A 25,208-nucleotide genomic window follows, 5' to 3' on the forward strand; every position below is an offset into this window, starting at 1 on the left:
ATCCGACCGGTGGTCTGCTCTGTCCGCATCCTACGGCTCGGTAGCCGGGGCCCCACCGTAGGATCGGCGGTGCGTTCGACGTACCACGACATGCGCCGAACGCCTCCACACCGTCGTAACGTCGCACCCACCAGGAGCGTGCCCATGACCTCCCACCCGATCGCCGAGACCGTCCGGTCCCTGATGCCGCGGGCCAAGGCCGAGCTGGCGGAACTGGTCGCCTTCGAGTCGGTGGCGGACGAGGCCGTGGCCCCCCGCAGCGAGTGCGAGGCGGCCGCGAACTGGGTGGCCGGCGCGCTGCGGGCCGAGGGCTTCGAGGACGTCGCGCTCCTCGACACCCCCGACGGTTCGCAGTCGGTGTACGGCATCCTGCCCGGTCCGGCCGGCGCGCCGACCGTCCTCCTCTACGCGCACTACGACGTGCAGCCGAAGCTGGACGAGTCCGCCTGGCTCAGCCCGCCGTTCGAGCTGACCGAGCGTGACGGCCGCTGGTACGGGCGCGGCGCCGCCGACTGCAAGGGCGGCGTCGTGATGCACCTGCTGGCGCTGCGCGCCCTGAAGGCCAACGGCGGTGTGCCGGTGACGGTCAAGGTGATCGTCGAGGGCTCGGAGGAGCAGGGCACGGGCGGCCTGGAGCGGTACGCGGAGCAGCACCCCGAGCTGCTGGCCGCCGACGCGATCGTCATCGGCGACGCGGGCAACTTCCGGGTGGGGCTGCCGACGGTGACGGCGACGCTGCGCGGCATGACGATGATCCGGGTGCGGATCGACACCCTGCAGGGCAACCTGCACTCCGGGCAGTTCGGCGGCGCCGCCCCGGACGCACTGGCCGCGCTGATCCGGGTGCTGGACTCGCTGCGGGACGAGACCGGGGCCACGGCCGTCGACGGTCTGGCGCACGACACGGTGTGGGAGGGCCTGCAGTACCCGGAGGAGGACTTCCGCCAGGACGCCAAGGTGCTGTCCGGCGTGGACCTGCCGGGCACCGGCACGGTCGCGGACCGGATCTGGGCCCGGCCGGCCGTGACGGTCGTCGGCATCGACTGCCACCCGGTGGCCGGCGCGACGCCGTCGATCCCGTCGACCGCCCGCGCGCAGATCAGCCTGCGGGTGCCGCCGGGCCAGGACGCGGCGGAGGCGACGAAGCTGCTGTACGCCCACATCGAGAAGCACACCCCGTGGAACGCGCGCGTGAGCTTCGAGCAGGTCGGACAGGGCCAGGCGTTCCAGGCGGACACGTCGAGCCCCGCGTACGCGTCGATGGCCGAGGCGATGCGGATCGCGTACCCGGGCCAGGAGATGCAGGCGGCGGGCATGGGCGGGTCGATCCCGCTGTGCAACACGCTGGCCTCGCTGTACCCGGAGTCGGAGATCCTGCTCATCGGTCTGAGCGAGCCGGAGGCGCAGATCCACGCGCCGAACGAGTCGGTCTCGCCGGAGGAGCTGGAGCGCCTGTCGGTGGCCGAGGCGCACTTCCTCGTCAACTACGCCCGGTCGAAGCGAGCCTGACGAACCGCCGGGCGGCGGAGCTGCACCGGCGGTTCCGCGCTGGGCGAAGCTCGCCGAGAGCGTAGAACCGGGGGGCGGACCCGCGCGGACGCGTAGGTTCGCCCCATGGAACTCACCAGGATCACCCCGCGGTTGCATCTGCTCGACTTCACCATCGGCCAGGCCTATCTGTGGCGGGACGGCGGGCCGGAACAGGGGGCCCCGGACACGGAGCTGACGCTCGTGGACGCCGGCTGGGCCGGTTCGGCGGACCGGACGACGGCGGCGATACGGGCGGCGGGCCTGGACCCGGACGCGCTGCGGCGGATCGTGCTCACCCACTGCCACCGGGACCACGTGGGCGCGGCGCAGGAGCTGGCGGACCGGCACGGTGCCGAGATCGTCGCCCACCGCCTGGACGCCCCGGTGGTCCGGGGCGAGGCACCGGTCCCCGAGCCGGACCTGCTCGACTGGGAGATCCCGCTGTACGAGCACGGTCTGACCGTCCCGGAGGCGCCGCCCACGCGGGTCGACCGGGAGGTGGAGGACGGTGACGAACTCGGCTTCGGCGACGGGGCCGTGGCCGTCCACCTTCCCGGTCACACGCCCGGATCCATGGCCGTGCACCTCCCCCGGCACGGCGTCCTGCTCGCCGGGGACACGGTGGCGTCGGTGCGGGGCGTGACGTTCGGCGTCTTCCACGTGGACCGGGCGCTCGCCCTGGACTCGATGCGCCGCCTCGCGGGGCTCCGGCCCTCGGTGCTGTGCTGCGGCCACGGCGCGCCCGTGACCTCGGACGCGGCGGACCAGCTGGCGGCGGCTGCCGCGAGCGCGACCGCCTGAGCACCGGGCCGCGTCGGCGGGGGCCCGGAGCTCAGCCGGCCCCTGCCGGCCGGACCGCCCGTCAGCCCACCGGTACGCCCGCCTCCAGGTTGAGCACCGTGCCCTGTTCGCGGGCGCGCAGGGCCCAGCGGAGGCGGTCGTAGCGGACAGGGGGCAGGAGGTCGGCGGCCTCGGACTCGGTGACGAAGCGCCAGGCACGCAGTTCGGCTCCCGGGAGGCGGAGGCGGGCCGTGTCGGCCGCGTCGAGACGGCCGCCGTCGTACAGCAGGCGCATCCCGCCGAAGCCGGGCGGCTTCGGCCGTTCCCAGTCGACCAGCAACAGCCGGGGTACGGCGTCGAGGTGGAGTCCTATCTCCTCGGCGACCTCCCGCATCCCGGCGCGGGCGGGCGGTTCACCGGACTCGACGACACCGCCCGGGAACTCCCAGCCGGGCTTGTAGGTGGGGTCCACGAGCAGGACGCGGTCCTGCGCGTCGAAGAGGAGGACACCGGCGGCGAGGGTCTCCCGCGTCGGCTCGGGTGTCTGGACGATGCCGCAGGGCGTGGCCCGGCCGGCCAGGACCGCGTCGGCGACGGCCCGGGCGGCCTCGGCCGGGGTGAGCGACGAGTTGTCGACGGTGTACGCGTCGGCGGTGAGCCAGCCGAGAGCCTCCCGGTAGGGAGCGATGTGGCCGTGGCACCAGCGGCGTACCCGCGCGTCGGCCTCGGGGTCACCGTGCTCGGAGCGGCCGTCGATCCGCTTCCGCAGGATCGTTTCCTCCGGGGCGAGCAGGACGTGCCGTACGTCGATGCGGCGGGCGGCGAGCCCGCCGAAGATCTCGTCCCGGTACTCCTGCCGCAGCAGGGTCATCGGGACGACCAGCACGCCGCCGACCTCGGCGAGCAGGGCGGCGGCGGTGTCGACCACCAGGCGGCGCCAGATGGGCAGATCCTGGAAGTCCTCGACCTCGGCGAGCCGCCGGGGCGGAAGCAGGGTGCTCAGGGCCCCGCCGACGTGCTCCGGGTCGAAGACGGTGCTGTGCGGGATCAGTCCGACCAGTTCACGCGCGGTCGTGGACTTCCCCGCGCCGAACGTCCCGTTGATCCAGACGATCACGTGTCCCCCTTTGTCGACAGGCCCCCAGTGGATTGCCCGCACCACCCTGCCACGGAAACCACCGGCCGGGCCTCCGGCGGCGCTTCCGTGGGGGTCCCACCGGCGCAGGCGCCCCCCGCACCGGCGCGTGCGCGGTCCTCGGGCGCCCCCTCGCACGCCGGTACGCGCGCCCCTGGAACCGGCCCCCGCCGGGCGCACGCCCCCGGCTCCCGGGCGCCCGCCCGGCGGGAGCCCGCGCGGACCGGACCGGCCCGCTCCGTCAGCTCGCGGCGGAGGAGCGGGGCGTACGGGCCGCCGCCGCTGCGCCCAGGAGCCCGGCGTCGGTGCCGGTCCGGGCCGGAACGGCCGTCAGGCCACGGACGAAGGAGAGCGCGGCGTACGTGGCGAGGTGACGGCGCAGGGGGCCGAAGAGGATCTCGCCCGCGCCCGCCACGCCGCCGCCGACGACCGCGATGTCGACCTCCACGAGGGTCGCCGTGGCGGCGATGCCGGCCGCGAGGGCGCGGGCGGCGCGGTCGAAGGAGTCGAGGGCGACGGGGTCGCCGGCGCGGGCGGCGGTCGCCACGGCCGCGGCGGAGGTGTCGCCGTCCGGGCCGGGGCGCCAGCCGTTCTCCAGGGCACGGCGGGCGATGTGCGGCCCGCTGGCGAGGCGTTCGACGCAGCCGCGGCCGCCGCAGGCGCAGGGCTCGCCGTCCAGGTCGACGCTGATGTGCCCGAGGTGACCGGCGTTGCCGGTGGGGCCCGGGTGCACGCGGCCGTCGAGGACCAGGCCGCCCCCGACGCCCGTGGAGACCACCAGGCAGAGGGCGTTGTCGTGCCCGCGGGCCGCACCGAGCCAGTGTTCGGCCGCGGTCATGGCCACACCGTCGCCGACGAGGGTGACGGGGCGTCCGCCGGTGGACCGGTGGACCCGCTCGACCAGGGGGAAGTCGCGCCAGCCCGGCACGTTCACGGGACTGACGGTGCCCCGGAAGGCGTCCACGGGGCCCGCGCTGCCGATGCCGACCGCGCCGGCTCCCGACCAGAGCGGCGACTCGGCCAGGCCGGCGAGGACCTCCTCGACCGTCTTCATCACCGTCTCGCCGTCCTCCCGCGCGGGCGTCGGCCGCTGGACCCGGGCCCTGATCCGCCCGGTGTCGTCGACCAGCGCGCCGGCGATCTTGGTGCCGCCGATGTCGAGCGCGGCGACGAGACCGGGGGCGGGGCCGCCGGCGAGGCGGGGTTCCGCGGCGGAGTCGGTGTGCATGGGCGGGCGGTCTCCAGTCGGCGGCGGGAACGGGGACGGAAAGGTGCTCCGTACAGTCTGTCCCGTCGTGACAACGTTGTCCAGGCCCTATGCTCGACCGGACGGCCCCCGATGGGGCCGCCCGCCCCGCCCCCGACCGACCGGAGGAACCGCGCACCGTGGCCGAGACCGCCCGCCGCCCCGACCGCCGCTACGGAAACCGGCCCACGATGAAGGACGTCGCCGCACGGGCCGGTGTCGGCCTGAAGACGGTCTCCCGGGTCGTCAACGGCGAACCGGGCGTCACCCCCGACACCGAACGGCGGGTGCAGGAGGCCATCGAGGCGCTCGGTTTCCGCCGCAACGACAGCGCGCGGGTGCTGCGCAAGGGACGGACCGCCACCGTGGGGCTGGTCCTGGAGGATCTCGCCGACCCGTTCTACGGGCCGCTCAGCCGCGCGGTCGAGGAGGTGGCCCGCGCACACGGCGCCCTGCTGATCAACGGATCAAGCGCCGAGGACCCGGAGCGGGAGCAGGAGTTGGCGCTGGCGCTCTGCGCCCGGCGGGTCGACGGTCTCATCGTCATCCCGGCGGGCGGCGACCACCGCTATCTGGAACCGGAGATCCGCGCCGGTGTCGCCACCGTCTTCGTGGACCGCCCGGCCGGGCGGATCGAGGCCGACGCCGTCCTCTCGGACAGCTTCGGCGGCGCGCGCGACGGCGTCGCTCACCTCGTCGCGCAGGGCCACCGCCGGATCGGCTTCGTCGGCGACCGCCCCCGCATCCACACCGCCGCCGAGCGGCTGCGCGGCTACCGGGCGGCGATGGAGGACGCGGGCCTGCCCGTCGACGACGCCTGGGTGTCGCTCGGTCCGACGGACCCGGAGCGGGTCCGCGGCGCGGTCGAGGAGATGCTGGCGGCGCCCGAGCCGGTCACGGCCCTGTTCGCGGGCAACAACCGGGTCACCGTGACGGCGGTCCGCACCCTCGCGGCGCGGCCCCGGCCGGTCGCCCTGGTCGGCTTCGACGACATCGAACTCGCCGACCTGCTCGGCATCACCGTCGTCGCCCAGGACGCGGCCGCCCTCGGCCGCACGGCGGCGGAGCGCCTCTTCCGCCGCCTCGACGGCGCCGACGAGCCCCCGGCCCGCACGGTCCTCGGTACGACCCTCGTCCCCCGGGGCTCGGGCGAGATCCCGCCGCCGGCCTGACCGGCGGCCCGGCGCCGGGTCCCCGCCCGATCAGCAGACGGGCAGGCCCGGCACGGGCGCGTCGTTGTCGCCGCCCTGGATGTAGACGACGCTGAAGTACACGTCCGTGTTGCCGCTGTCGTCGTCGGTCTTCGCCCACCAGACGTTGGTCCACTGGCCGGACGTCTCGCGGCGGCCGAGGTCGGCCTGGCAGGAGAAGTAGTTGACGCCCGCGTTGAGGATGCCCCGGGGGGTGCCGTCCTGGCTGTACGTCTTCTCGGTGCGCCACACGGTGCAGTCGTAGCGGCCGTCGGCGCGCGGGTGGCAGGCGGGTGCCTGGGGCGTGGGTGAGCCGCCGCCCGTGGTGGAGGTCCCGCCGGAGGCGCCGCCGGTCGAACCGCCGGTCGCCCCTCCTGTCGTACCGCCGCTCGTCCCGCCGGTGCCGCCCCCGGACGTGCCCGCGCCCCCGGTGGTGCCGTCCGTGCCGCCGGAGCCGCCGGAACCCGTGCCGCCGTCCGTGCCCGCGCCGGCCGTGGCGCCCTTGCCGGGGACGGGCGGGCCCGAGGGGGCGGAGGTCGAGGGCGAGGGCGTCGTGGCGGAGGCGCCGGGCGACGTGGTGCCGGTCGTCGACGGGGTCACGGTGGGGGGTGTGGCGCTCGCCCCGGGCGTGAGGGAGCCGGCGTCCAGGGCGCGGCCCGGGTCCTCGCCGGGAGCGGGCGGGACCTGGCCGCCGGCGACGTGGCCGGCCGGGGCCGCGGTCTCGCGTTCGACCAGGGCGTACGTCACGCCGCCGCCCGCGAGCAGGACGGCGGCGACGGCCGCCGCGATCAGGGGCGTCGAGCGCTTCCTCGCGGCAGGGGGCGCGGGACGCGCGGGGGCCGTCTCGGGCCCGGTGGGTCCGGGAAGGCCGGGGCCGGTGACCGGAGGAACCGCCGGGCCGGCGGGTCCGAAGCCACCTCCGCCCGGCCCGGCGAGGGGTGCGGGGCCGAAGCCGCCGCTCCCGGGCGACGGGACGGGCGCGGGACCGAAGCCTCCGCTGTCCGGGCCGCCGAGGGGCGCGGGGCCGAAGCCGGCGGGCGCACCGGCACCGTACGGCGAGGCCGGCGAACCCTCCGCGCCCTGTCCGTGCGGCGTGTTCGGCGCTGTGGGGGCGTCGTGCCCGTGCGGGTCCGCGCCGGGGGTCTCCCGGCCCTCGGCGACCGCCGCCAGCAGGCGGGCCGCCGTCCGCGCGTCGGGGCGGCGGTCCGGGTCCTTCTCCATGAGGAGGCGCAGTACGGGTGCGAGGGGGCCCGCCCGGTGCGATGCGGGCAGCGGTTCGACCACGATGGCGTTGAGGGTGGACCAGGTCGACGTACGGCGGAACGGGGAGGCCCCCTCGACCGCCGCGTACAGCGTGGCGCCGACGGCCCACACGTCGGAGGCGGGGCCGGGCTGACGGCCCTGGGCCCGCTCCGGTGCCAGGTAGTCCAGGGAGCCGACGATCTCGCCGCTGCGGGTGAGGTGGGTGGCGGAGCCGTCGCCGGGGTCCTCCATGGTGGCGATGCCGAAGTCGGTGAGGACGACCCGGCCGCCCCGGTCGAGGAGGACGTTGCCGGGCTTCACGTCGCGGTGGAGCACCCCGGCGTCGTGGGCGGCCGCCAGCGCCTCCAGGACGGCGGCGCCGATCCCGGCGGCTTCCCGGGGGTCGAGGGCCCCGCGCTCGCCGAGGACGCCGTCGAGGGAGGGGCCGTCGACCAGCTCCATGACGATGACGGGACGGCCCTCGTGCTCGGTCACGTCGTGGACGGCGACGACCCCGGGGTGCCGGACCCGCGCCGCGGCCCGCGCCTCGCGCTGCATCCGCAGGCGCAGGTCCGCGAGTTCAGGACCCGAGGAGTCGTTGTAGGCGCGCAGTTCCTTGACGGCCACCTCGCGGCCGAGGACCTCGTCCACGGCACGCCAGACGACGCCCATTCCGCCGCGGCCCAGCTGCGCCACGATCCGGTAGCGGCCGGCCAGCCGCTCGTACTCCCCCGAAGCCGAAGACACCGATGCCCCGTTCCCTGTCGTCCACGATCAACGCGTCACAGAGTACGGGGCGCTGGTGGCGGCTCCGGCGTCGGCCGCCCGGCCGTTACGCCGCTGTTGCCGAGCGGCGGCGCCGCCCGGCGGCCGGGGCCGTCGTCAGGACGGGGCGCCCCCGGCGGGAGGCGCTGCCGCGCGGCCGCGAACGGGAAGGCCACGCCCGCCCGCGCGGTCTACTGCGCCGTCGCCGTGAGGTCACCGCGGCGCGGGGCGGCGAAGCGCGCGAGGTCGGCCCGGGTCATGCCGGTGAGGGCGTCGACCTCGGCGGTGTCGAGGGCGCCGCAGTCGATGCCGCGCAGCAGGTAGGAGGAGAGGGCCTTGGCGGTGGCCGGCTCGTCCATGACGTCGCCGCCCGCGTGGTTGGCGTAGGCGGAGAGGCGCTTGGCGGCGGTCTCGAAACCCTCGCGGTAGAAGGCGAAGACGGCGGCGTACCGGGTGGGGATGTGGCCCGGGTGCATGTCCCAGCCCTGGTAGTAGGCCCGGGCGAGGGCGCGGCGGGTGAGGCCGTAGTGCAGGCGCCAGGCCTCGTGGACGTGGGCGGTGGAGCCGACGGGCAGCACGTTGGTGGAGCCGTCGGAGACCCGTACGCCGGTGCCCGCGGCGGCCACCTGCATGATCGCCTTGGCGTGGTCGGCGGCGGGGTGGTCGCTGGCCTGGTAGGCGGCGGAGACGCCGAGGCAGGCGCTGTAGTCGAAGGTGCCGTAGTGGAGGCCGGTGGCGCGGCCCTCGGCGGCGCCGATCATGCGGGCGACGGCGGCGGTGCCGTCGGCGGCGAGGATGGCCTGGCTGGTCTCGATCTGGATCTCGAAGCCGAGGCGGCCGGCGTCGAGGCCGTGGGCCTGCTCGAAGGCCTCGAGGAGGCGGACGAAGGCGGAGACCTGCTCGGGGTAGGTGACCTTGGGAAGGGTGAGGACGAGGCCGTCGGGGAGGCCGCCGTTCTCCAGGAGGCCGGTGAGGAAGACGTCGGTGGTGCGGATGCCGCGGTCGCGGACGGCGGCCTCCATGCACTTCATGCGGATGCCCATGTACGGGGCGGCGGTCCCGCCGGCGTACGCCTCCGCGACGAGGCGGGCGGCGCGGGCGGCGTCCTGGTCCTCGTCCTGGCCGCCGTAGCCGTCCTCGAAGTCGACGCGGAGGTCCTCGATCGGTTCGCGCTCCAGCTTGGCGCGGACGCGGCCGTACACGTCCTCGGCGAGGTCGTCGGAGAGGCCGAGGACCGCGGCGAAGGAGGCGGCGTCGGGGGCGTGCTCGTCGAGGGCGGCCAGCGCCTGGTCACCCCAGGAGCGGATGGTTCCGGCGTCGAAGAGGTTGCCGGGGACGTAGACGGTGTGGACGGGCTGGCGGGTGCCGGGGTCGCCCGGGTAGCGGCGGTCGAGTTCGGCGTCCACCGCGGCGAGGGAGGCGCTGATGTCCTCGCTGACCGCGCCCGCGAGGCTCGTCGACACCTTCTCCTGCTGACCCATCCCACATCCTCCTGTTTTCCGCTGCACGGAATCAACAATCCGTATAGCGAAGTTAGTAGTCCGCCGGGACTCGCGTCAATGGTTGTCCGAAACGGCCGGGGGCCGCACGGCGACAGATCGCCGTGCGGCCCCCGGGACCACTGGAACCGCAGGTCATCAGCCCTTGCGGGTCTTGATCTCCTCGGTCAGCTGCGGGACGACCTCGAAGAGGTCGCCCACGACGCCGTAGTCGACGAGGTCGAAGATCGGCGCCTCGGCGTCCTTGTTGATCGCGACGATCGTCTTCGACGTCTGCATGCCGGCGCGGTGCTGGATCGCGCCGGAGATGCCGGAGGCGATGTACAGCTGCGGCGACACGCTCTTGCCGGTCTGGCCGACCTGGCTGGAGTGCGGGTACCAGCCGGCGTCGACGGCGGCGCGGGAGGCGCCGACGGCCGCGCCGAGCGAGTCGGCGAGCGCCTCGATGACCGCGAAGTTCTCGGCACCGTTGACGCCGCGGCCACCGGAGACGACGATCGCGGCCTCGGTCAGCTCCGGGCGGCCGGTGGACTCGCGCGGGGTGCGGGCGGTCACCTTCGTGCCGGTCGCGAGCGCGCCGAAGGACACCGACAGGGCCTCCACCGTGCCGGCGGCCGGGGCGGCCTCGACGGGAGCCGAGTTCGGCTTGACCGTGATGACCGGAGTGCCCTTGGAGACACGGGACTTGGTGGTGTACGAGGCGGCGAACGCGGACTGCGTCGCGACCGGGCCCTCGTCACCGGCCTCGAGGTCCACGGCGTCGGTGATCAGGCCGGAGCCGATGCGGACGGCGAGGCGGGCGGCGATCTCCTTGGCCTCCGCGGAGGAGGGCACCAGGACGGCGGCCGGCGAGACGGCCTCGTAGGCGGCCTGCAGCGCGTCGACCTTCGGGACGACGAGGTAGTCGGCGAACTCGGGCGCGTCGGCGGTGAGGACCTTCACGGCGCCGTGCTCGGCGAGCGCGGCGGCGGTGTCGGCGGCGCCGTTGCCCAGCGCGACGGCGACGGGCTCGCCGAGGCGGCGGGCCAGCGTCAGCAGCTCCAGGGTGGGCTTGCGGACGGCTCCGTCGACGTGGTCGACGTAGACGAGAATCTCAGCCATGGGACTTCTCCTGCGAACGAAAGGGGGCGGTCTGGGGGCTCGCGCGAGCCTCAGATGAACTTCTGGCTCGCGAGGAACTCGGCCAGCTGCTTGCCGCCGTCGCCCTCGTCCTTGACGATCGTGCCCGCGGTGCGCGCCGGACGCTCGGCGGCCGAGTCGACCGCGGTCCAGGCGCCGGCCAGACCGACCTCGTCGGCCTCGATGTCGAGGTCGGAGAGGTCCAGGGACTCCACCGGCTTCTTCTTCGCGGCCATGATGCCCTTGAAGGACGGGTAGCGGGCCTCGCCCGACTGGTCCGTCACGGAGACCACGGCCGGGAGCGCGGCCTCGAGCTGCTCGGAGGCGGCGTCGCCGTCGCGGCGGCCGGTGACCTTGCCGTCCTCGACCTTGACCTCGGAGAGCAGGGTGACCTGCGGGACGCCCAGGCGCTCGGCCAGGATCGCGGGCAGGACGCCCATGGTGCCGTCGGTGGAGGCCATGCCGGCGATGACGATGTCGTAGCCCGTCTTCTCGATGGCCTTGGCGAGGACCAGCGAGGTGCCCATGACGTCGGTGCCGTGCAGGTCGTCGTCCTCGACGTGGACGGCCTTGTCGGCGCCCATGGACAGCGCCTTGCGCAGCGCGTCCTTGGCGTCCTCGGGGCCGACCGTCAGCACGGTGACCTCGGCGTCGTCCGCCTCCTCGGCGATCTGCAGCGCCTGCTCGACCGCGTACTCGTCGAGCTCCGACAGCAGGCCGTCGACGTCGTCACGGTCGACCGTCAGGTCGTCCGCGAACTTCCGGTCGCCGGTGGCGTCGGGCACGTACTTCACACAGACAACGATCCTCAAGCTCACGCCGGCTCTCCTACTGCATCGTCATAACTGGGCTGCCTTGTTGCTCGCAGCATAGGCGCCTGAAGGGCGGGTTTCCGGTCAGGGCGTCCGGTGCCCCACCGAGATATTACTCGTCAGTACACCCAGTTCGTTACCGCTGAGCAAGCGCTCAGGCATGTGACCTTGCCAACGCCCGGAGTGCCCCGGGTACGGGAACTCTCAGTCGCGCAGCGCGTTGAAGCGCCCCTGGTGGTAGAGCAGCGGCCGGCCCGCCCCGCCGGGGTCCCCGGCGACCGCCTCGGCGATGACGATCCGGTGGTCGCCGGCCGGCACCCGGGCGATCACCCGGCAGACCAGCCAGGCCAGGACCCCGTCGAGCACCGGCACGCCCTCGGGCCCACGGCTCCAGCCGGTCCCCCCGCCGAAGCGGTCGGCGCCGCTGCGCGCGAAGGTGGCCGCGAGGTCCTGCTGGTGCTCACCGAGTATGTGGACGCCGACGTGCCCGGCCTCCGCCAGTACGGGCCAGCTGGAGGAGCCCGTACCCACCCCGAAGGAGAGGAGCGGGGGGTCGGCGGCGACGGAGGTGAGCGAGGTGGCGGTGAAGCCGACGGGGCGCTCGCCGTGCGCGGTGACGACCGCGACGCCGGCGGCGTGCCGGCGGAAGACGGAGCGGAGGAGATCGGGGGAGGCCTGCCGGGGCGCACCGAGGGCGGGCACGGTGCGGAGCTCGGGGGAAGCCGTCATGGAACTGTCCTTCTTCGGGGGCGGCGTGCGGCAGGTCCTGGGGGCGTCAGACACCCGGACAGCACGCGCTCGCGTGGCGCGCCAGGTCGAGGTGGACCCGGCGGTGGAGAAGGAGTTCGTGAGGCACCCCGTCAGGGTGACGACGCGTGGTCGGGGCAGTCAAGTGCGTACCGGGATGTGGGAGGAGTGTCACGGCGTCAGACGGCCGCTCCGAGCGCGGCGATGACATCGGCCTTGCGCGGCTGTCCCGCCGCCCTGCGGACGACGCGGCCGGAGCGGTCGAGGACGAGGACGGTGGGGGTCCTGGTGACGCCGAGGGCACGGACGAGGTCGAGGCGTTCCTCCGCGTCGATCTCCACGTGACCGACGCCCGGCACCATGGCGGTCACCTCGGCGAGGGTGCGGCGGGTGGCCCGGCAGGGCTGGCAGAAGGCGGTCGAGAACTGGACGAGGGTGGCCCGCTCCCCCAGCGCGGCGCCGAGCGCCTCCGGCCCCAGTACCTCCGTCATGCCGTCCCCTTCTCCCTGTTCTCCCTGGTCACGTCTTCGGCCGTCGGCCGGACTCCGGGGCGTGCCCGGGGTCCTGACCTGGTCAGCGTCTTTCGCGCGCTCACGATTCCCGCTGATCAGCCTCGCACGGGAGGGTTCGTTTCCCGCCACGGGGACCCGGCGTGACGAGAATCTCCCCCTAGGACGCCACGTGGACTGGTTATGGCGCCGTACTTGGGGCACGATCTGCCCAAAGCCGAAAACCTACGGCCGCGTAACTTCGCCGGGAGAGCCCTCCCCAGGCATTGAAGAAGGGGTTCCTCTTCCCATGGCAGAACTCGTCTATCGTCCGGTCATCGGCGCCGCCCAGACCCTGTTCAAGGCGCTCGACCTGAAGATCGACAGCCAGGGCTCGGAGCACATCCCGAAGACCGGCGGTGCTGTGCTCGTCAGCAACCACATCAGTTATCTGGACTTCATCTTCACCGGACTCGCGGCGCTCCCGCAGAAGCGCCTGGTGCGGTTCATGGCGAAGGACTCGGTCTTCCGGCACAAGATCTCGGGGCCGCTGATGCGCGGCATGAAGCACATCCCGGTGGACCGTTCGCAGGGCGAGCACGCCTATCAGCACGCGCTGGAGTCCCTGCGGGCCGGGGAGATCGTCGGGGTCTTCCCCGAGGCGACGATCTCCCAGTCGTTCACGCTCAAGAGCTTCAAGTCCGGTGCCGCGCGCCTTGCGCAGGAGGCCGGCGTACCGCTGATCCCGATGGCCCTGTGGGGTACGCAGCGGATCTGGACCAAGGGCCGGCCGCGGAACTTCCGGCGGAGCCACATCCCGGTGACCATCCGGGTCGGTGAGCCGGTGGAGGCTCCCGCCGACCAGTACGCGGGAGCGATCACCCGGCGGCTGCGCGAGCGGGTGCAGGAGCTCCTGGAAGCGGCGCAGCGCGCCTACCCGGTACGCCCCAAGGACGCCGGCGACACCTGGTGGATCCCGGCGCACCTGGGCGGTACGGCTCCGACGCCGGCCCAGGTCAAGGAAGCCGGCTGACGCGGGCGAGGACGGCCCGGGGCCCGGGCCCGGCCGCGCCCCACCGGGGCGCGGGCGGGCGCCGCCTTCTCACGCCGGGTCGCGGACGGTGATCCGCGCCCCGGGGCTGACCTTCCGCAGGGACCCGGCCAGCTCCGCGCCCGCGGCGAGGAGTGCGTCGCGGCTCATCGGGGCAAGCGCCTCCAGCAGGAACAGAGCGTCCGTGGTTTCCTCGTCGATCCGGGTCCGGGGGCCCTGGCGCCAGTTCCAGCGGCGGCAGGTGACCCCGGCCTCGTCGCACCAGACGACCTCACCCGGCTCCGGGTGCTCCACCGTGTCCTCGCCCCCCGCCACGGTGACGAAGGGCTCCTCGCCGGTGGCCCGGACCAGTCTCATGCCGCCCCGGATCCTGTCGAGGTCCTCGCCGCCGACCGGGATCAGGTGGGCGACGCTGACCGCGTTGTAGGCGTCGACGAGCCGGTTGATCCGGGGCAGCCCGGCGTCCGTGAGGGCCCTGCGGGCCAGCGCCTCGGCCGAGTTGCGCGTGCGGGAGGGTTTGGCGCCGAAGGCGGAGTACGCGGACCGCCAGGCGGCGACATGGGGATCCTGGTCCGGCGTCCGCCCGCCGAGATGGTCGGTGAGGCGTCGTACCGCCTCGTCCAGGAGCGCCGAACTCGTCGCGTCGCTGGGTCCGTTGACGAGGCCCCGGGCCTCGACGGCGAGGTGGGTGAAGCCGGGGACGAGGGCGCGTACCTCGTCGGAGACGGTGAGCGTGAGTGTCATGTTCCGCCGTTCGGTCTTCGGGACGTCACAGTTCCGAAGGAAGGGTCTGCCAGAGGTGCGGCCGGTCGGGCGCGCCCTTCAAGGCGCGCAGGACCACCGGATGCGGTTCAGTGTAGAGCACTGGGTAGTCCACTTCATTGAACTCCGGACGGACGGTCCACGCCAGCCGTTCCCGATCGAGGGAGAACTGGGCGTCGATGCCCGGCTTGTTGCCCCGGACGTCCTGACGGGCCCAGCCGAGCGCCCCGGGCAGTCGCAGCGCGACCAGCCCGTGGATCACCGCCCCGGAGCCGTCGTCCTCCGCGAGGCGCTGATAGCAGAGGGCGGCGGGGATGCCACGGGCCCGCAGCAGCGCCGCGTAGGCGATCGACTTGGCGTAGCAGATGCCGGTACGCCACGCCAGGACGTCGGAGGCGCGCCAGGTGACGCGCGGGTCGCCGGCGTCCTGGGAGTGCGGGATGGCGTCCCGGACGAACGCGTAGGCGGCTTCGGCGTAGGCGTAGGCGCCCGGATGCAGCCCCGAGAGGCGTGCGACGGCCTCGCGCACCCGCGGGTGTTCATGATCCACGGCCTCACCGGGGGCCAGATAGGCGGAGAGGTCGGGGTTCTGCTGGACGAGTTCCATGCGCGGTGAGCATAGGTGTGCAGCCGGAGGAAATCAATGACTTTCCAACCGGCCGCATACCTATGCAGAGGCGAAGGGGGTGGCGGTCAGCGCGCCATCTCCTCCTTGAGTGCCTGGAGGAAGGCGTCCACGTCGTCCTCCGTCGTGTCGAACGAGCACATCCAGCGCACGTCGCCTGCCGCCTCGTCCCAGAAGTAGAAGCGGAACCGCTCCTGGAGCCGGCGGCTGACCTCGTGCGGCAGGCGGGCGAAGACCGCGTTGGCCTGGACCGGGTAGAGGATCTCTACCCCGTCGACGGCTCGCACGCCGTCCGCGAGACGGCGGGCCATCGCGTTGGCATGGCGGGCGTTGCGCAGCCACAGGTCCTTGGCGAGCAGCGCCTCCAGTTGCACGGACACGAAGCGCATCTTGGACGCGAGCTGCATCGACAGCTTGCGCAGGTGCTTCATGTGGCTGACGGCGTCCGGGTTGAGGACGACGACGGCCTCGCCGAACAGCATGCCGTTCTTCGTGCCGCCGTACGAGATCACGTCGACGCCCACCGCGTTGGTGAACGCCCGCATGGGCACGTTCAGGGACGCGGCCGCGTTGGCTATGCGGGCGCCGTCGAGGTGGACCTTCATGCCCTTGGCGTGGGCGTGGTCCACGATCGCGCGGATCTCGTCCACGGTGTAGACCGTGCCCAGCTCGGTGTTCTGGGTGATCGAGACGACCTGCGGCATCGCCCGGTGCTCATCCTCCCAGCCCCAGGCCTGCCGGTCGATCAGCTCGGGGGTGAGCTTGCCGTCCGGGGTGGGCACGGTGAGCAGCTTGAGGCCGCCCATGCGCTCCGGCGCGCCGCCCTCGTCCACGTTGATGTGCGCGGACTCGGCGCAGATCACGGCGCCCCAGCGGTCGGTGAGCGCCTGGAGCGCGGTGACGTTGGCCCCGGTCCCGTTGAAGACGGGGAAGGCCTCGGCCGAGGGACCGAAGTGGCTGTGCATGATGCGCTGGAGGTGCTCGGTGTACTGGTCCTCGCCGTAGGCGACCTGGTGGCCGTCGTTGGCGAGGGCGATGGCCGCGAGGACCTCCGGGTGGGCGCCGGCGTAGTTGTCGCTGGCGAAGCCCCGGACCGACGGGTCGTGGTGACGACGTGCGTCGGTCCTGGGGCCGAGGGCCGCGGTCACGGCTTGGGGGTCAGCCACAGACGCTGTCCATTCACTTCCTGGGCGGGCCTGTCCCACAGCCCGGCGATCTCGTCGGCGAGGTCGTTGACGTCGGTGAAGCCCGCGAACTTCGCGTTGGGGCGCTCGGCGCGCATCGCCTCGTGCACCAATGCCTTGATCACCAGGATCGCAGCCGCCGCCTGCGGGCCCTCGTCGCCCCCCGCCTTGCGGAAGGAGTCCGCCATGGCGAGGGTCCACGCCTCGGCCGCGGCCTTGCCGGCGTTGTACGCGGCGTTGTTGTGCTGCGGCTTGTGCGCGCCCACCTGGCTGATCAGGGCGTACCGGCCGCGGCCGCCGCTCCTGAGCAGCGCGTCGTGGAAGGCGAGCGAGGTGTGCTGGACGGTGCGGACGAGGAGCTTCTCCAGGAGGTCCCAGTCCTTGAGGTCGGTCTCGGCGAAGGAGGGGCTGCCGCGCCAGCCGCCGACGAGGTGCACCAGGCCGTCGATCCGGCCGAACTCCTTCTCGGTCTTCGCCGCCCAGTCGCGGGTGGCGCCGAGGTCGAGGAGGTCCACCGTGTCGCCGACGACCGTGGCACCGCCGTGGGCGTACCGGGCGGCGTCCACCGCCTCGGCCAGGCGCGCCGGGTCGGCGTCGGAGCCGACGACGGTGGCGCCGGCCTCGGCGAGACGCAGCAGGGCCGCGCGGCCCGCGGGGCCGGCCGCGCCCGCGACCGCGATGACGGCGCCGTCGAGCGCTCCGCCGTTTCCGTTCGCCTTCATGGGCGTGGCCTCCTCCGTGTGCCGGGGGTCCTCGGTGACTGCGCTCACGCGGCGACCCGCGCGGTCGGCGCGACGTCGGCGGCGGTGATGCCCTTGGTGTCGGCGATCACGCCCTTGAGCTTCTTGGCGAGCGCCTCGAAGAACATGCTGAGGGGAAACTCGTCGGGAAGCACGTCGTCCACCAGCTTGCGCGGCGGGAGGGAGAGGTCGAGGGCGTCGGGACCCTTGGCCCACTTCGAGCCCGGGTGCGGGGCGAGATAGGTGGAGACGAGCTCGTACGCCTTGAACCAGTGGACCAGCTTCGGGCGGTCGATGCCCTCGCGGTAGAGCGTCTCGATCTCGGCGCAGAGCTGGTTGGTGACCTCGGGGGCCCGCTTCCAGTCGATCTTCAGCGTGTTGTCCGTCCAGCGCACCACGTCGTGCTGGTGGAGGTACGCGAAGAGGAGCTGGCCGCCCAGTCCGTCGTAGTTGCGGTTGCGGTCACCGGAGACCGGGAAGCGGAACATCCGGTCGAAGAGGACGGCGTACTGGACGTCACGGCCGTGCGTGTTGCCCTCGGCCTCCAGCTTCACGGCCTCCTTGAAGGCGGTGAGGTCGCAGCGGAGCTCCTCCAGGCCGTACATCCAGAAGGGCTGGCGCTGCTTGATCATGAAGGGGTCGAAGGGCAGGTCGCCGTGGCTGTGGGTGCGGTCGTGGACCATGTCCCAGAGGACGAAGGCCTGCTCGCAGCGCTGCTGGTCGTCCAGCATGGCGGCGATGTCCTCGGGCAGGTCGAGGCCGAGGATGTCGACGGCGGCCTCGGTGACCTTGCGGAAGCGCGCGGCCTCGCGGTCGCAGAAGATGCCGCCCCAGGTGAAGCGCTCGGGGGCCTCGCGGACGGCGATGGTCTCCGGGAAGAGGACGGCCGAGTGGGTGTCGTACCCGCTGGTGAAGTCCTCGAAGGTGATGCCGCAGAAGAGCGGGTTGTCGTAGCGGGTGCGCTCCAGCTCCGCGAGCCACTCCGGCCAGACCATGCGGAGCACGACGGCCTCGAGGTTGCGGTCCGGGTTGCCGTTCTGCGTGTACATGGGGAAGAGGACGAGGTGCTGGAGGCCGTCGGCGCGGCCGGCGGCCGGCCGGAAGGCCAGCAGGGAGTCCAGGAAGTCCGGGACGGCGAAGCCGCTCTCGGCCCACTTGCGCAGGTCGGCGGCGAGCGCGCGGTGGTAGGCGGCGTCGTGCGGCACGAGCGGGGAGAGCTGCTCGACGGCGGCGGTGACGCGGTCGAGGGTCAGCTCGACGAGGGAGCGCGAGGGGGCGTCCTCGGCCTCGAAGTCGATGGAACCGTCCGCGCGCTGCCAGACGCGGATCTCCTCGACCGCGTTCTTGAGCTCGGCCCAGGCCGGGTGGTCGATCACCTTGGCGTCGGTGGCTATCTCCCCACCGGTCACGTCCTGCACAAGAATTTCCGTCATGCCTCTTCCTCCACAGGAGAACCTTGCGTCAAGGAACCGTATCCATGCACGGCTCTCTCTCGCAAGAGCAGGCAAGAGAAATTATCCTGTGCGACCCCCCTGGCGACCGAAGGTTTTCCTGTGGACCAGGGGGAGGGCCACTCTTCCGCCGCTCACGGCAGGCCGCCCGGGCGAGCGGCGGATCAGACCAGCGGCTTCACCAGGAGCTCGAACTCCAGGTCGTCCCGCTGGGGCACGCCGAACCGCTCGTCGCCGTACGGGAAGGGGGTCGTCCGTCCGGTACGACGGTAGCCGCGCCGCTCGTACCAGGCGATGAGCTCCTCGCGGACCGAGATCACCGTCATGTGCATCTCGCGCACGCCCCACAGCTCGCGCACCCGGCGCTCCGCCTCCGCGATGATCCGCTTGCCGAGGCCGGCGCCCTGGAGCTCGGGACGGACGGCGAACATGCCGAAGTAGGCGGCCTCGCCCCGGTGCTCCAGCTGACAGCAGGCGACGACCTCGCCGTCCCGCTCGACCACCATGAGCCGGCTGCGCGGGTCGGTGATGACGGCGGCGACGCCCTCGGCGTCGGTGCGCTGCCCCTGGAGGATGTCCGCCTCGGTGGTCCAACCCGCCCGGCTGGCGTCGCCCCGGTAGGCCGACTCGACGAGCGGGACGAGCACGGGCACGTCCTCCGGCACCGCGTCGCGGTAGCCGATCCTGCCGGTCTCGTGGGACGTGGCGGTGTCCATCTGTACGGGCTCCCCTCGGGCTCTGAACGATCGGCGTCCGCGATCGTCCCGAGCCTAACGCGCCCCTCCGCGCGCCCCTCGTACGTCTGTACGCACCCGTGCGCCCGCGTGTGCGTGTCCGGGGAGGGGAAGCCTGCGCCGGGGAAGACCGGGGCGCGCCCAGGGGAGGACCCGGGGGCGAGGACGGCGTCGAAGGGGAGATGAGCCGTGCACGGACCTGCCCTGTCGGGGTGGTTGCTGGTGGCGCTGTGCGCGCTGAGCGGGGCCTACTGCCTGCTGCGGATCCGCGTCTGCGCCGGGGAGGAGCGGCGGGCCGCGGGCGGCGAGGCGGTGATGGGGTTCGGAATGGCGGCGATGGCCCTGCCGGCCGCGGCCCTCACCCCGCCGTCGTGGAGCTGGGCGGTGTACGCGGCGGTGTTCGGCGCCGCGACGCTGCACGGTCTCGTGGGCGTCCGGCGGGGCGGCCACCACCTGCACCACGTGATCGGCTCGCTCGCCATGGTGTACATGGCGGTGGCGATGGCGGCTCCGGGCGCGCACGGGGGGCACGCGGGCCACGCGGCCGCGGGAGGTGTCCCGCTCCTGACGGGGGCGCTGCTCCTCTATTACGCGGTGTACGTCCTCCTGGCGGGCCGGCGGCTCGTGCCCGCGCCGGCGGGCGGGGGCGCCGGCGGCGGGGACGGGGTGGCCGCGTGGACGCTGCGGCCGGAGCTCGCCCTCGTGTGCCGGCTCGCCATGGGCCTGGCCATGTTCGCCATGCTCGTCACGCTGTGACGAGATGGCCTTTCGTTCGCCGCGGCCGTGACGGGGGACGGCCGCGCACCGCCCAAACGTGGCGTGTGTCACTTGCGGAGCGAGTCCATACCCCCGAGTAGTACCCCGCTCATAGGCTGGCGGTATGTGGGTCTCCCTCGCGTTGCTCCTGCTCGGCCTTGTGACCGCCCTCGTCGCCCCGCGGCTGCTCGCGCGGGCCGACTGGGTCGAGCGAGAACCCGTGGTGGCCCTGTGGGTCTGGCAGTGCGTGGTGGCGGCGGTCCTGGTGAGCTTCGCCCTGTCCATGACCTTCAGCGCGGCCGCCGCCTGGCAGGCGGTGCGGGGACAGGTCTTCGCGGGAGCCCCGCTCGCGGTGGTCGAGGCCTACGCGCTCTCCACGCACGGGCCGTGGTCGGCGGTGCTCGCGGTCGTGCTCGCCGCGGGCGGCGTGTGGACCGGGGCGATGCTGGGCCGGGAGATCGGCACGACCCGCGCCCGCCGGCGGCAGCGCCGCTGCGAACTCCTGGAGCGTGCCCCGCTGTTGCCGGGCGAGGAGCCCGCTGGAGAGCGGCTGGTCGTCCTCGAGGGCGAGCGGGCGCACGCCTGGTGGCTGCCCGGCGCGACGCCCCGCCTCGTCATCACCACCGCGGCGCTCCAGCGCCTCAAGGGCCGTCAGCTCGACGCCGTGCTGGCCCACGAGCAGGGGCACGCGCGCGCCCGGCACGACTGGCTGCTGCACTGCTCGGGCGCCCTCGCGGGCGGGTTCCCCGGCGTCCCGGTCTTCGCGGCCTTCCGCGCCGAGATGCACCGGCTGGTGGAGCTGGCCGCCGACGACGTGGCCTCGCGCCGGTTCGGGCGGCTGACGATCGCGCTGGCCCTGGTCGGACTCAACGAGGACCGCGGGGTGTTCGGGCCGGGTCCGGCCCCCGACGCCCACCTTCCGCAGCGTGTGAACCGGCTGCTCACGGCGGCCCCCCGCCTGACGGCGGGCCGTCGGCTGCGCCTCACCGCCACCGCCGCGCTCGTCCCCGTCTTCCCGGTCCTGGTGGCCTTCGTGCCCGGTCTCGCCGCGCTCGGCTAGCTCGCGGCGGAACCGACGCGTTCCGGCCTCCCGGCGCGCGGAGATCACTGCGGAGGGACATCCGGGGGCGATCGTCGGGCAGGATCAGGGCATGCGTTCCTCCGCCGTGGTCTCCGGGGTCCTGGCCGTGCTGTGCCTGCTGCTGGTGGCCGGCGAGTGGCCACCCCTGCTCTCCCTCGACCGCGCGGTCGCCGAGGCGTTCCACCGCAGCGCCGTCGGCCACCCCGAAGTGACGGCCTTCGCCCGGGTGTTCAGCGACTGGGTGTGGGACCCGCTGACCATGCGGACCCTGGCGGCGGCCGCGGTGCTCGTGCTCTGGTGGCGGGGCGAGCGGCGCCGGGCGGTATGGGTGGCGGTGACCACGGTCGTCGCCCTGGGGGTCCAGCACCTGCTCAAGGCCGCCGTGGGGCGGGAACGGCCGGTATGGCCCGACCCGGTGGACTCGGCGCGGTACGCGGCCTTCCCCTCGGGGCACGCGATGGCGGCCACGGTGACCTGCGGGCTGCTGCTGTGGGTGCTCGCGCTGAGCCGGCGGGAGCCGTGGCGGGGCTGGGGCACGGTCGCCTGGCTCTCCGTGGTCTCGGTCCTGGGCGTCGGCTGGACCCGGGTGCATCTGGGCGTGCACTGGCCCTCGGACGTCGTCGGCGGGTGGCTGCTCGGCTGGTGCCTGGTCGCCTCGGCCGTCCTCGCGTACCGCTGGAGCGAGCGCCGCTTCCCGCGTCCCCTCCCCCGCTCCGTACCACCGCCGCCGGCCCCACGGCGGAGCAAAATGGGAGAAAACGAGTGAGACCGCCTGTTCTGGACGATCCCCCGTGTCGCCCAGAACAGACGGTCAGACCGCACTCCGACCGGGTCGGCCGGAGCGCGGCATGCGCTGAGTATATTGGCTGGCAGCCAGTCAACGCAGGAGTCCAGCATGTCCCCGCGTAGCCCATCGGTCAACGAGCAGCTCCGAAGGCGTTCGCGCGAGCGGATTCTGGAGGCCACCGTCGAGCTGGTGTCGACGCGTGGTTACGAGGCGACCACGCTCGGCGACATCGCGGAGCGGGCCGGTTCGGCGCGCGGGTTGATCTCGTACTACTTCCCGGGCAAGCGGCAGCTCCTCCAGTCCGCCGTGCACCGGCTGATGCATCTGACGCTGGAGGAGGCGCTGGAGCGCGAGCCGCGCACGCAGGACGGCCGGGAGCGCCTGGCGCGGGCCATCGACGCGATCCTGGGCCTGGCCGTGGAGCGGCCGACCCTGATGCGGACGCACATGGCGGGGATCCTTCAGGCCGAGGGCTTCGTGCGGTGCGAGGAGCAGCAGCGGCTCGCCTTCCTGCTGCGCGACACGGTGGAGCGGTACGGCTCCGAGGACGTGGACACCGACTATCCGCTGTTGCGGGCCCTGCTGATGGGCGCGGTGGTGGCGGTGCTGCTGCCGGGGGCGCCGATGCCGATGGCCCGGCTGCGCGCGGAGCTGTTCCACCGTTACGGGCTCGAGTGGGAACGGGGTGCGCCGCCGGACGGGGGTCCGCCCGGCGGCACGCCGGTGGTGGGGCCGCCGCTCGGCCGGCCCGTGGACGGTGCGCCCGGTCAGTCCTCGAAGTCGTCGAAGTAGTCGGGCTGTGTCTGGACGTTGAGCTCGTGCATGCGGACGCGGGCGGCCGGGTCCGTGCGGCGGTCGGAGACCTTCAGCACGTCGAGGCCCTTGGCCATGTCGTTCGAGTAGATGTGGCCGTTGTAGTAGTACGCGGACCAGGAGCCGCCCACGGAGAGGGTGGTGGCGGAGAGCGGTCCGCGCTCGAAGTGGCCGATCTCCTTCGGCTTGGCGGAGTCGGTGAAGTCCCAGACGGACACGCCGCCCTGGTACCAGGCCTGGACCATGAGGTCCTTGCCCTTGACCGGGATGAGCGAGCCGTTGTGGGCGACGCAGTTCTCGGTGGCGGCCTGGTGGCGCGGGATCTTGAAGTAGCTGCGGAAGACCAGGTCGCGCTTCTTGCCCTTGCCGACGATGTCGTAGATGCCGTTGGCACCGCGGTTCGGGCCGACCTCGGCGTTGCAGGTGGCGCCGGTGCCACCGCCGAGCTCGTCGGTGAAGACGACCTTGTTCGCCTTCTGGTTGAAGGTCGCGGAGTGCCAGAAGGCGAAGTTGACGTTGTCCTGGACCCGTTCGATCACCCGGGGGTGCTCGGGGTCCGCGATGTCGAAGAGGATGCCGTCGCCCATGCAGGCGCCGGCGGCGAGGTCCTTGCCGGGCAGCACGGTGATGTCGTGGCAGCCGGTGGTCTTGGAGACGCCGGGGTTGGTGGGGGCGCCGGGGTTGCCGCCGCCGTCCGGGCCCTCGCCGGGGAAGAGGACGGGGAAGCCGACGACACGCGCCTGCTCGGGAGCCTTGCGCGGGACCTTGATGACCGAGATGCCGTCGTGCGGCGGACGGCAGTCCGGGAAGGCCGCGTTGGGCGAGTAGGACGAGACGTAGACGTACACGTCCTTGCGCTGCGGGACGAGGGTGTGGGTGTGCGACCCGCAGGCGGTCTCGACGGCGGCGACGTACTTCGGGTCGGTGACGTCGCTGATGTCGAAGATCTTCACGCCTTCCCAGGACTCCTTGACGGAGGCCGGCTGGGAGGTGCTGGCGCACGAGTCGTCGCTGCGGGAGGAGTCAGTGGAGAGGAAGAGGAGGTTCCCGGAGACGGAGACGTCGTTCTGGGCGCCGGGGCAGAGGACCTCGGCGACGCTCCGGGGGGCCTTCGGGTCACTGATGTCGAAGATCCGGAAGCCGTCGTAGTTGCCGGCGAAGGCGTAGGAGCCCTGGAAGGCGATGTCGGTGTTGACGCCCTTGAGCGCGCCCTTGGGGACGTTGGCCAGGTGCTGGATGTTCGCGGTGTGGACGATCTCGTCCACGCCGGGTATCTCACCGCTTCGGATGGCGGCCCGCGCGTCGGCGGCCTGCTCCGCGGAGACGGTGCCTTGGACGGGGGCGTCTCCGGGGTCGGGGGTGGCGACCGCGGAGCCGGTGGCGAGCAGCGTGGCCAGCAGGCCGGCCGCGGCGGATGCCGCTCCGAGCCGTCTCAGACGCGCGCGCGGACTAGGCGGGGTACGCAACGATGTCACACCGTCCTCCCTGGGTTCCGTTCAGTGCTGAACGGGTGTTGGACCCCGGCAGTATCGTCCCTGGCGTGCACATCTCAACAGATGGCAACACAGATGTCATGAAGGTTTTCGATCGCCCACCCTGCGAAGGGTGCTAGGAACGGTCCCTGACAGCGCAGCGCACGTCCCCCTGGAGGCCCCCTTGCTGACCCGTCACCGGCGCACCGCCGTCGCCGCCGTTCTCTCCGCCGTCGCCGTTCTCGCCCTGGCCGCCTGCGAGTCGGGGACCGGGGCCGATGCCTCGAAGGGCCCTTCCGCCACCGGTACCGGGGTGGTGGTGCCGGGGAAGCCCGGTGAGCCGGCGCGGCGGATGTCACCGGAGGAGGCGGCCCGGCTGCTGCCCGACGAGCGGCCGAACGGCGCGGACTTCCGTTACGTCCAGATGATGGTGGAGCATCACCGCCAGGCCCTGACGATGACGGACCTGGCGCCGGAACGGGCCGCTTCCGTCCAGGTGAGGAAGGTGGCCGAGCGGATAGCCGCGGCTCAGCGGCCGGAGATCGGCGCGATGGAAGGCTGGTTGAGAAACCACGGCGGGCCGCGGGAGCAGAGCGGCCACGACCATCACGCGATGCCGGGCATGGCGACGCGGGCGCAGCTCGCGGAGCTGCGCGGAGCGAAGGGAGCCGCCTTCGACGAGCTGTTCCTGAAGCTGATGGTGACGCATCACGAGGGCGCGGTGACGATGGCGGCCGAGGTGCTGAGCGAGGGCAACAACGTCCTCGTGGAGGAGATGGCGAACGACGTGATCGCCCAGCAGACGGCCGAGATCAACCGGATGCGCTCGATGTGACCGCGCCGTGCCCGGGCAGCGCCCGGCGTGCGGAGTCGGCGAGGGCCGCGGCGAGGACGGTGTCGAGCAGCCCGGGGAAGAGGGCGTCGAGGTCGTCCCGGCGCAGGGCGTTGAGTTTGGTGGTGCCCTGGTACGTCTGCCGTACGACACCGCTCTCGCGCAGGACGCGGAAGTGGTGCGTCGTCGTGGACTTGGTGACCGGGAGGTCGAAGTACGAGCAGCTCAGGGCGGCTTCCCGGTCGGCCAGTTCCTGCACGATCCGCAGCCGTACGGCGTCGGAGAGCGCGTGCAGGACCGCTTCGAGACGGATCTCGTCGCGGTCGGGGTGCGCGAGGACGCGGGGGCTGGGGGCGGCGGTCGACAT

The 25,208-nt window shown here is 73.3% G+C and carries 25 protein-coding genes; 9 read left to right on the forward strand and 16 right to left on the reverse strand.

All coding sequences use genetic code 11. The features are described from left to right. The first annotated feature begins 144 nt into the window (after positions 1-144). Entirely contained in the window at positions 145-1,509 is a 1,365-nt protein-coding gene (locus tag ACFY60_RS15625; RefSeq protein ID WP_388614182.1) for a dipeptidase, read from the forward strand. 105 nt (positions 1,510-1,614) lie between these two features. Then, the gene (locus ACFY60_RS15630; RefSeq protein ID WP_388614185.1) at positions 1,615-2,331 is read left to right on the forward strand and encodes an MBL fold metallo-hydrolase; all 717 of its coding nucleotides are present in this window, start codon (positions 1,615-1,617) and stop codon (positions 2,329-2,331) included. Between the two features lie 61 nt (positions 2,332-2,392). Here ACFY60_RS15630 and ACFY60_RS15635 read toward each other — a convergent pair whose 3' ends face one another. Continuing rightward, a complete protein-coding gene (locus tag ACFY60_RS15635; protein WP_388614188.1) occupies positions 2,393-3,427 on the reverse strand; it encodes an NUDIX domain-containing protein in 1,035 nt (344 codons plus the stop codon). A gap of 259 nt (positions 3,428-3,686) precedes the next feature. Beyond that, a complete protein-coding gene (locus ACFY60_RS15640) occupies positions 3,687-4,673 on the reverse strand; it encodes an ROK family protein (RefSeq protein ID WP_388614191.1) in 987 nt (328 codons plus the stop codon). A gap of 158 nt (positions 4,674-4,831) precedes the next feature. Here ACFY60_RS15640 and ACFY60_RS15645 point away from each other — a divergent pair, with 158 nt between their 5' ends. Continuing rightward, entirely contained in the window at positions 4,832-5,863 is a 1,032-nt protein-coding gene (locus ACFY60_RS15645) for a LacI family DNA-binding transcriptional regulator (protein WP_388614193.1), read from the forward strand. A 30-nt stretch (positions 5,864-5,893) separates the two neighbouring features. Here ACFY60_RS15645 and ACFY60_RS15650 read toward each other — a convergent pair whose 3' ends face one another. The 6 genes from ACFY60_RS15650 to ACFY60_RS15675 form a co-directional block, all read right to left on the reverse strand. Further along, positions 5,894-7,870, reverse strand: coding sequence for a serine/threonine-protein kinase (locus ACFY60_RS15650; protein ID WP_388614196.1), 1,977 nt, complete (start codon positions 7,868-7,870; stop codon positions 5,894-5,896). Between the two features lie 209 nt (positions 7,871-8,079). Next, positions 8,080-9,369, reverse strand: a complete 1,290-nt coding sequence (locus ACFY60_RS15655; protein ID WP_388614199.1) for a DUF6986 family protein — start codon at positions 9,367-9,369, stop codon at positions 8,080-8,082. Between the two features lie 156 nt (positions 9,370-9,525). Beyond that, positions 9,526-10,488: an electron transfer flavoprotein subunit alpha/FixB family protein gene (locus tag ACFY60_RS15660; protein ID WP_388614202.1), complete on the reverse strand. Its 963-nt coding sequence runs from the start codon at positions 10,486-10,488 to the stop codon at positions 9,526-9,528. A gap of 50 nt (positions 10,489-10,538) precedes the next feature. Continuing rightward, positions 10,539-11,324 (reverse strand): electron transfer flavoprotein subunit beta/FixA family protein, encoded by a 786-nt coding sequence (locus ACFY60_RS15665; RefSeq protein ID WP_309055656.1) that lies wholly within the window; start codon positions 11,322-11,324, stop codon positions 10,539-10,541. A gap of 198 nt (positions 11,325-11,522) precedes the next feature. Then, the gene (locus ACFY60_RS15670; RefSeq protein ID WP_388614205.1) at positions 11,523-12,047 is read right to left on the reverse strand and encodes a flavin reductase family protein; all 525 of its coding nucleotides are present in this window, start codon (positions 12,045-12,047) and stop codon (positions 11,523-11,525) included. A 197-nt stretch (positions 12,048-12,244) separates the two neighbouring features. Beyond that, positions 12,245-12,556, reverse strand: a complete 312-nt coding sequence (locus ACFY60_RS15675; RefSeq protein ID WP_388614208.1) for a TlpA family protein disulfide reductase — start codon at positions 12,554-12,556, stop codon at positions 12,245-12,247. Between the two features lie 307 nt (positions 12,557-12,863). Between ACFY60_RS15675 and ACFY60_RS15680 the strand changes: the two genes are divergently transcribed. After that, complete coding sequence (locus ACFY60_RS15680) at positions 12,864-13,586, forward strand: lysophospholipid acyltransferase family protein (protein ID WP_345284567.1); 723 nt, start codon at positions 12,864-12,866, stop codon at positions 13,584-13,586. Between the two features lie 69 nt (positions 13,587-13,655). On the opposite strand, the gene ACFY60_RS15685 is transcribed toward ACFY60_RS15680, so the two are convergent. From ACFY60_RS15685 to ACFY60_RS15710, 6 genes are all read right to left on the reverse strand, one after another. Next, positions 13,656-14,348: a B3/4 domain-containing protein gene (locus tag ACFY60_RS15685; RefSeq protein ID WP_388614211.1), complete on the reverse strand. Its 693-nt coding sequence runs from the start codon at positions 14,346-14,348 to the stop codon at positions 13,656-13,658. 25 nt (positions 14,349-14,373) lie between these two features. Further along, positions 14,374-14,973, reverse strand: coding sequence for a transglutaminase family protein (locus tag ACFY60_RS15690; protein ID WP_388614213.1), 600 nt, complete (start codon positions 14,971-14,973; stop codon positions 14,374-14,376). 86 nt (positions 14,974-15,059) lie between these two features. Then, the gene (locus ACFY60_RS15695; RefSeq protein WP_388614713.1) at positions 15,060-16,139 is read right to left on the reverse strand and encodes a threonine aldolase family protein; all 1,080 of its coding nucleotides are present in this window, start codon (positions 16,137-16,139) and stop codon (positions 15,060-15,062) included. After that, the gene (locus ACFY60_RS15700; protein WP_352058383.1) at positions 16,136-16,897 is read right to left on the reverse strand and encodes an SDR family oxidoreductase; all 762 of its coding nucleotides are present in this window, start codon (positions 16,895-16,897) and stop codon (positions 16,136-16,138) included. Before ACFY60_RS15700 ends, ACFY60_RS15695 begins: the two co-directional genes overlap by 4 nt. A gap of 44 nt (positions 16,898-16,941) precedes the next feature. Next, on the reverse strand, positions 16,942-18,348 hold the full coding sequence (locus ACFY60_RS15705) for a DUF6421 family protein (protein WP_388614216.1): 1,407 nt from the start codon (positions 18,346-18,348) through the stop codon (positions 16,942-16,944). A gap of 182 nt (positions 18,349-18,530) precedes the next feature. Continuing rightward, positions 18,531-19,082, reverse strand: a complete 552-nt coding sequence (locus ACFY60_RS15710; RefSeq protein WP_388614219.1) for a GNAT family N-acetyltransferase — start codon at positions 19,080-19,082, stop codon at positions 18,531-18,533. Positions 19,083-19,289: 207 nt separating this feature from the next. On the opposite strand from ACFY60_RS15710, the gene ACFY60_RS15715 reads away from it, so the two are divergent. From ACFY60_RS15715 to ACFY60_RS15730, 4 genes are all read left to right on the forward strand, one after another. Continuing rightward, positions 19,290-19,856 carry a DUF5134 domain-containing protein gene (locus tag ACFY60_RS15715; RefSeq protein WP_388614222.1) on the forward strand — a complete coding sequence of 189 codons (567 nt, stop codon included), beginning with the start codon at positions 19,290-19,292 and terminating at the stop codon, positions 19,854-19,856. Positions 19,857-19,980: 124 nt separating this feature from the next. Beyond that, positions 19,981-20,916 carry a M56 family metallopeptidase gene (locus tag ACFY60_RS15720; protein WP_388614225.1) on the forward strand — a complete coding sequence of 312 codons (936 nt, stop codon included), beginning with the start codon at positions 19,981-19,983 and terminating at the stop codon, positions 20,914-20,916. Between the two features lie 91 nt (positions 20,917-21,007). Next, a complete protein-coding gene (locus tag ACFY60_RS15725; protein ID WP_388614227.1) occupies positions 21,008-21,703 on the forward strand; it encodes a phosphatase PAP2 family protein in 696 nt (231 codons plus the stop codon). A gap of 129 nt (positions 21,704-21,832) precedes the next feature. Next, on the forward strand, positions 21,833-22,516 hold the full coding sequence (locus ACFY60_RS15730) for a TetR/AcrR family transcriptional regulator (protein ID WP_388614230.1): 684 nt from the start codon (positions 21,833-21,835) through the stop codon (positions 22,514-22,516). On the opposite strand, the gene ACFY60_RS15735 is transcribed toward ACFY60_RS15730, so the two are convergent. Further along, a complete protein-coding gene (locus ACFY60_RS15735; RefSeq protein WP_388614233.1) occupies positions 22,492-24,012 on the reverse strand; it encodes an LVIVD repeat-containing protein in 1,521 nt (506 codons plus the stop codon). The two genes, ACFY60_RS15730 and ACFY60_RS15735, sit on opposite strands and share 25 nt — an antisense overlap. A 181-nt stretch (positions 24,013-24,193) precedes the next feature. On the opposite strand from ACFY60_RS15735, the gene ACFY60_RS15740 reads away from it, so the two are divergent. Then, positions 24,194-24,844 (forward strand): DUF305 domain-containing protein, encoded by a 651-nt coding sequence (locus ACFY60_RS15740; RefSeq protein ID WP_388614235.1) that lies wholly within the window; start codon positions 24,194-24,196, stop codon positions 24,842-24,844. Here the strand turns inward: ACFY60_RS15740 and ACFY60_RS15745 are convergent. Further along, the gene (locus ACFY60_RS15745) at positions 24,822-25,208 is read right to left on the reverse strand and encodes an ArsR/SmtB family transcription factor (protein ID WP_388614237.1); all 387 of its coding nucleotides are present in this window, start codon (positions 25,206-25,208) and stop codon (positions 24,822-24,824) included. The two genes, ACFY60_RS15740 and ACFY60_RS15745, sit on opposite strands and share 23 nt — an antisense overlap.

It is taken from the genome of Streptomyces sp. NPDC012827, from assembly GCF_042900905.1.
GTDB classification, from domain to species: domain Bacteria; phylum Actinomycetota; class Actinomycetes; order Streptomycetales; family Streptomycetaceae; genus Streptomyces; species Streptomyces gulbargensis.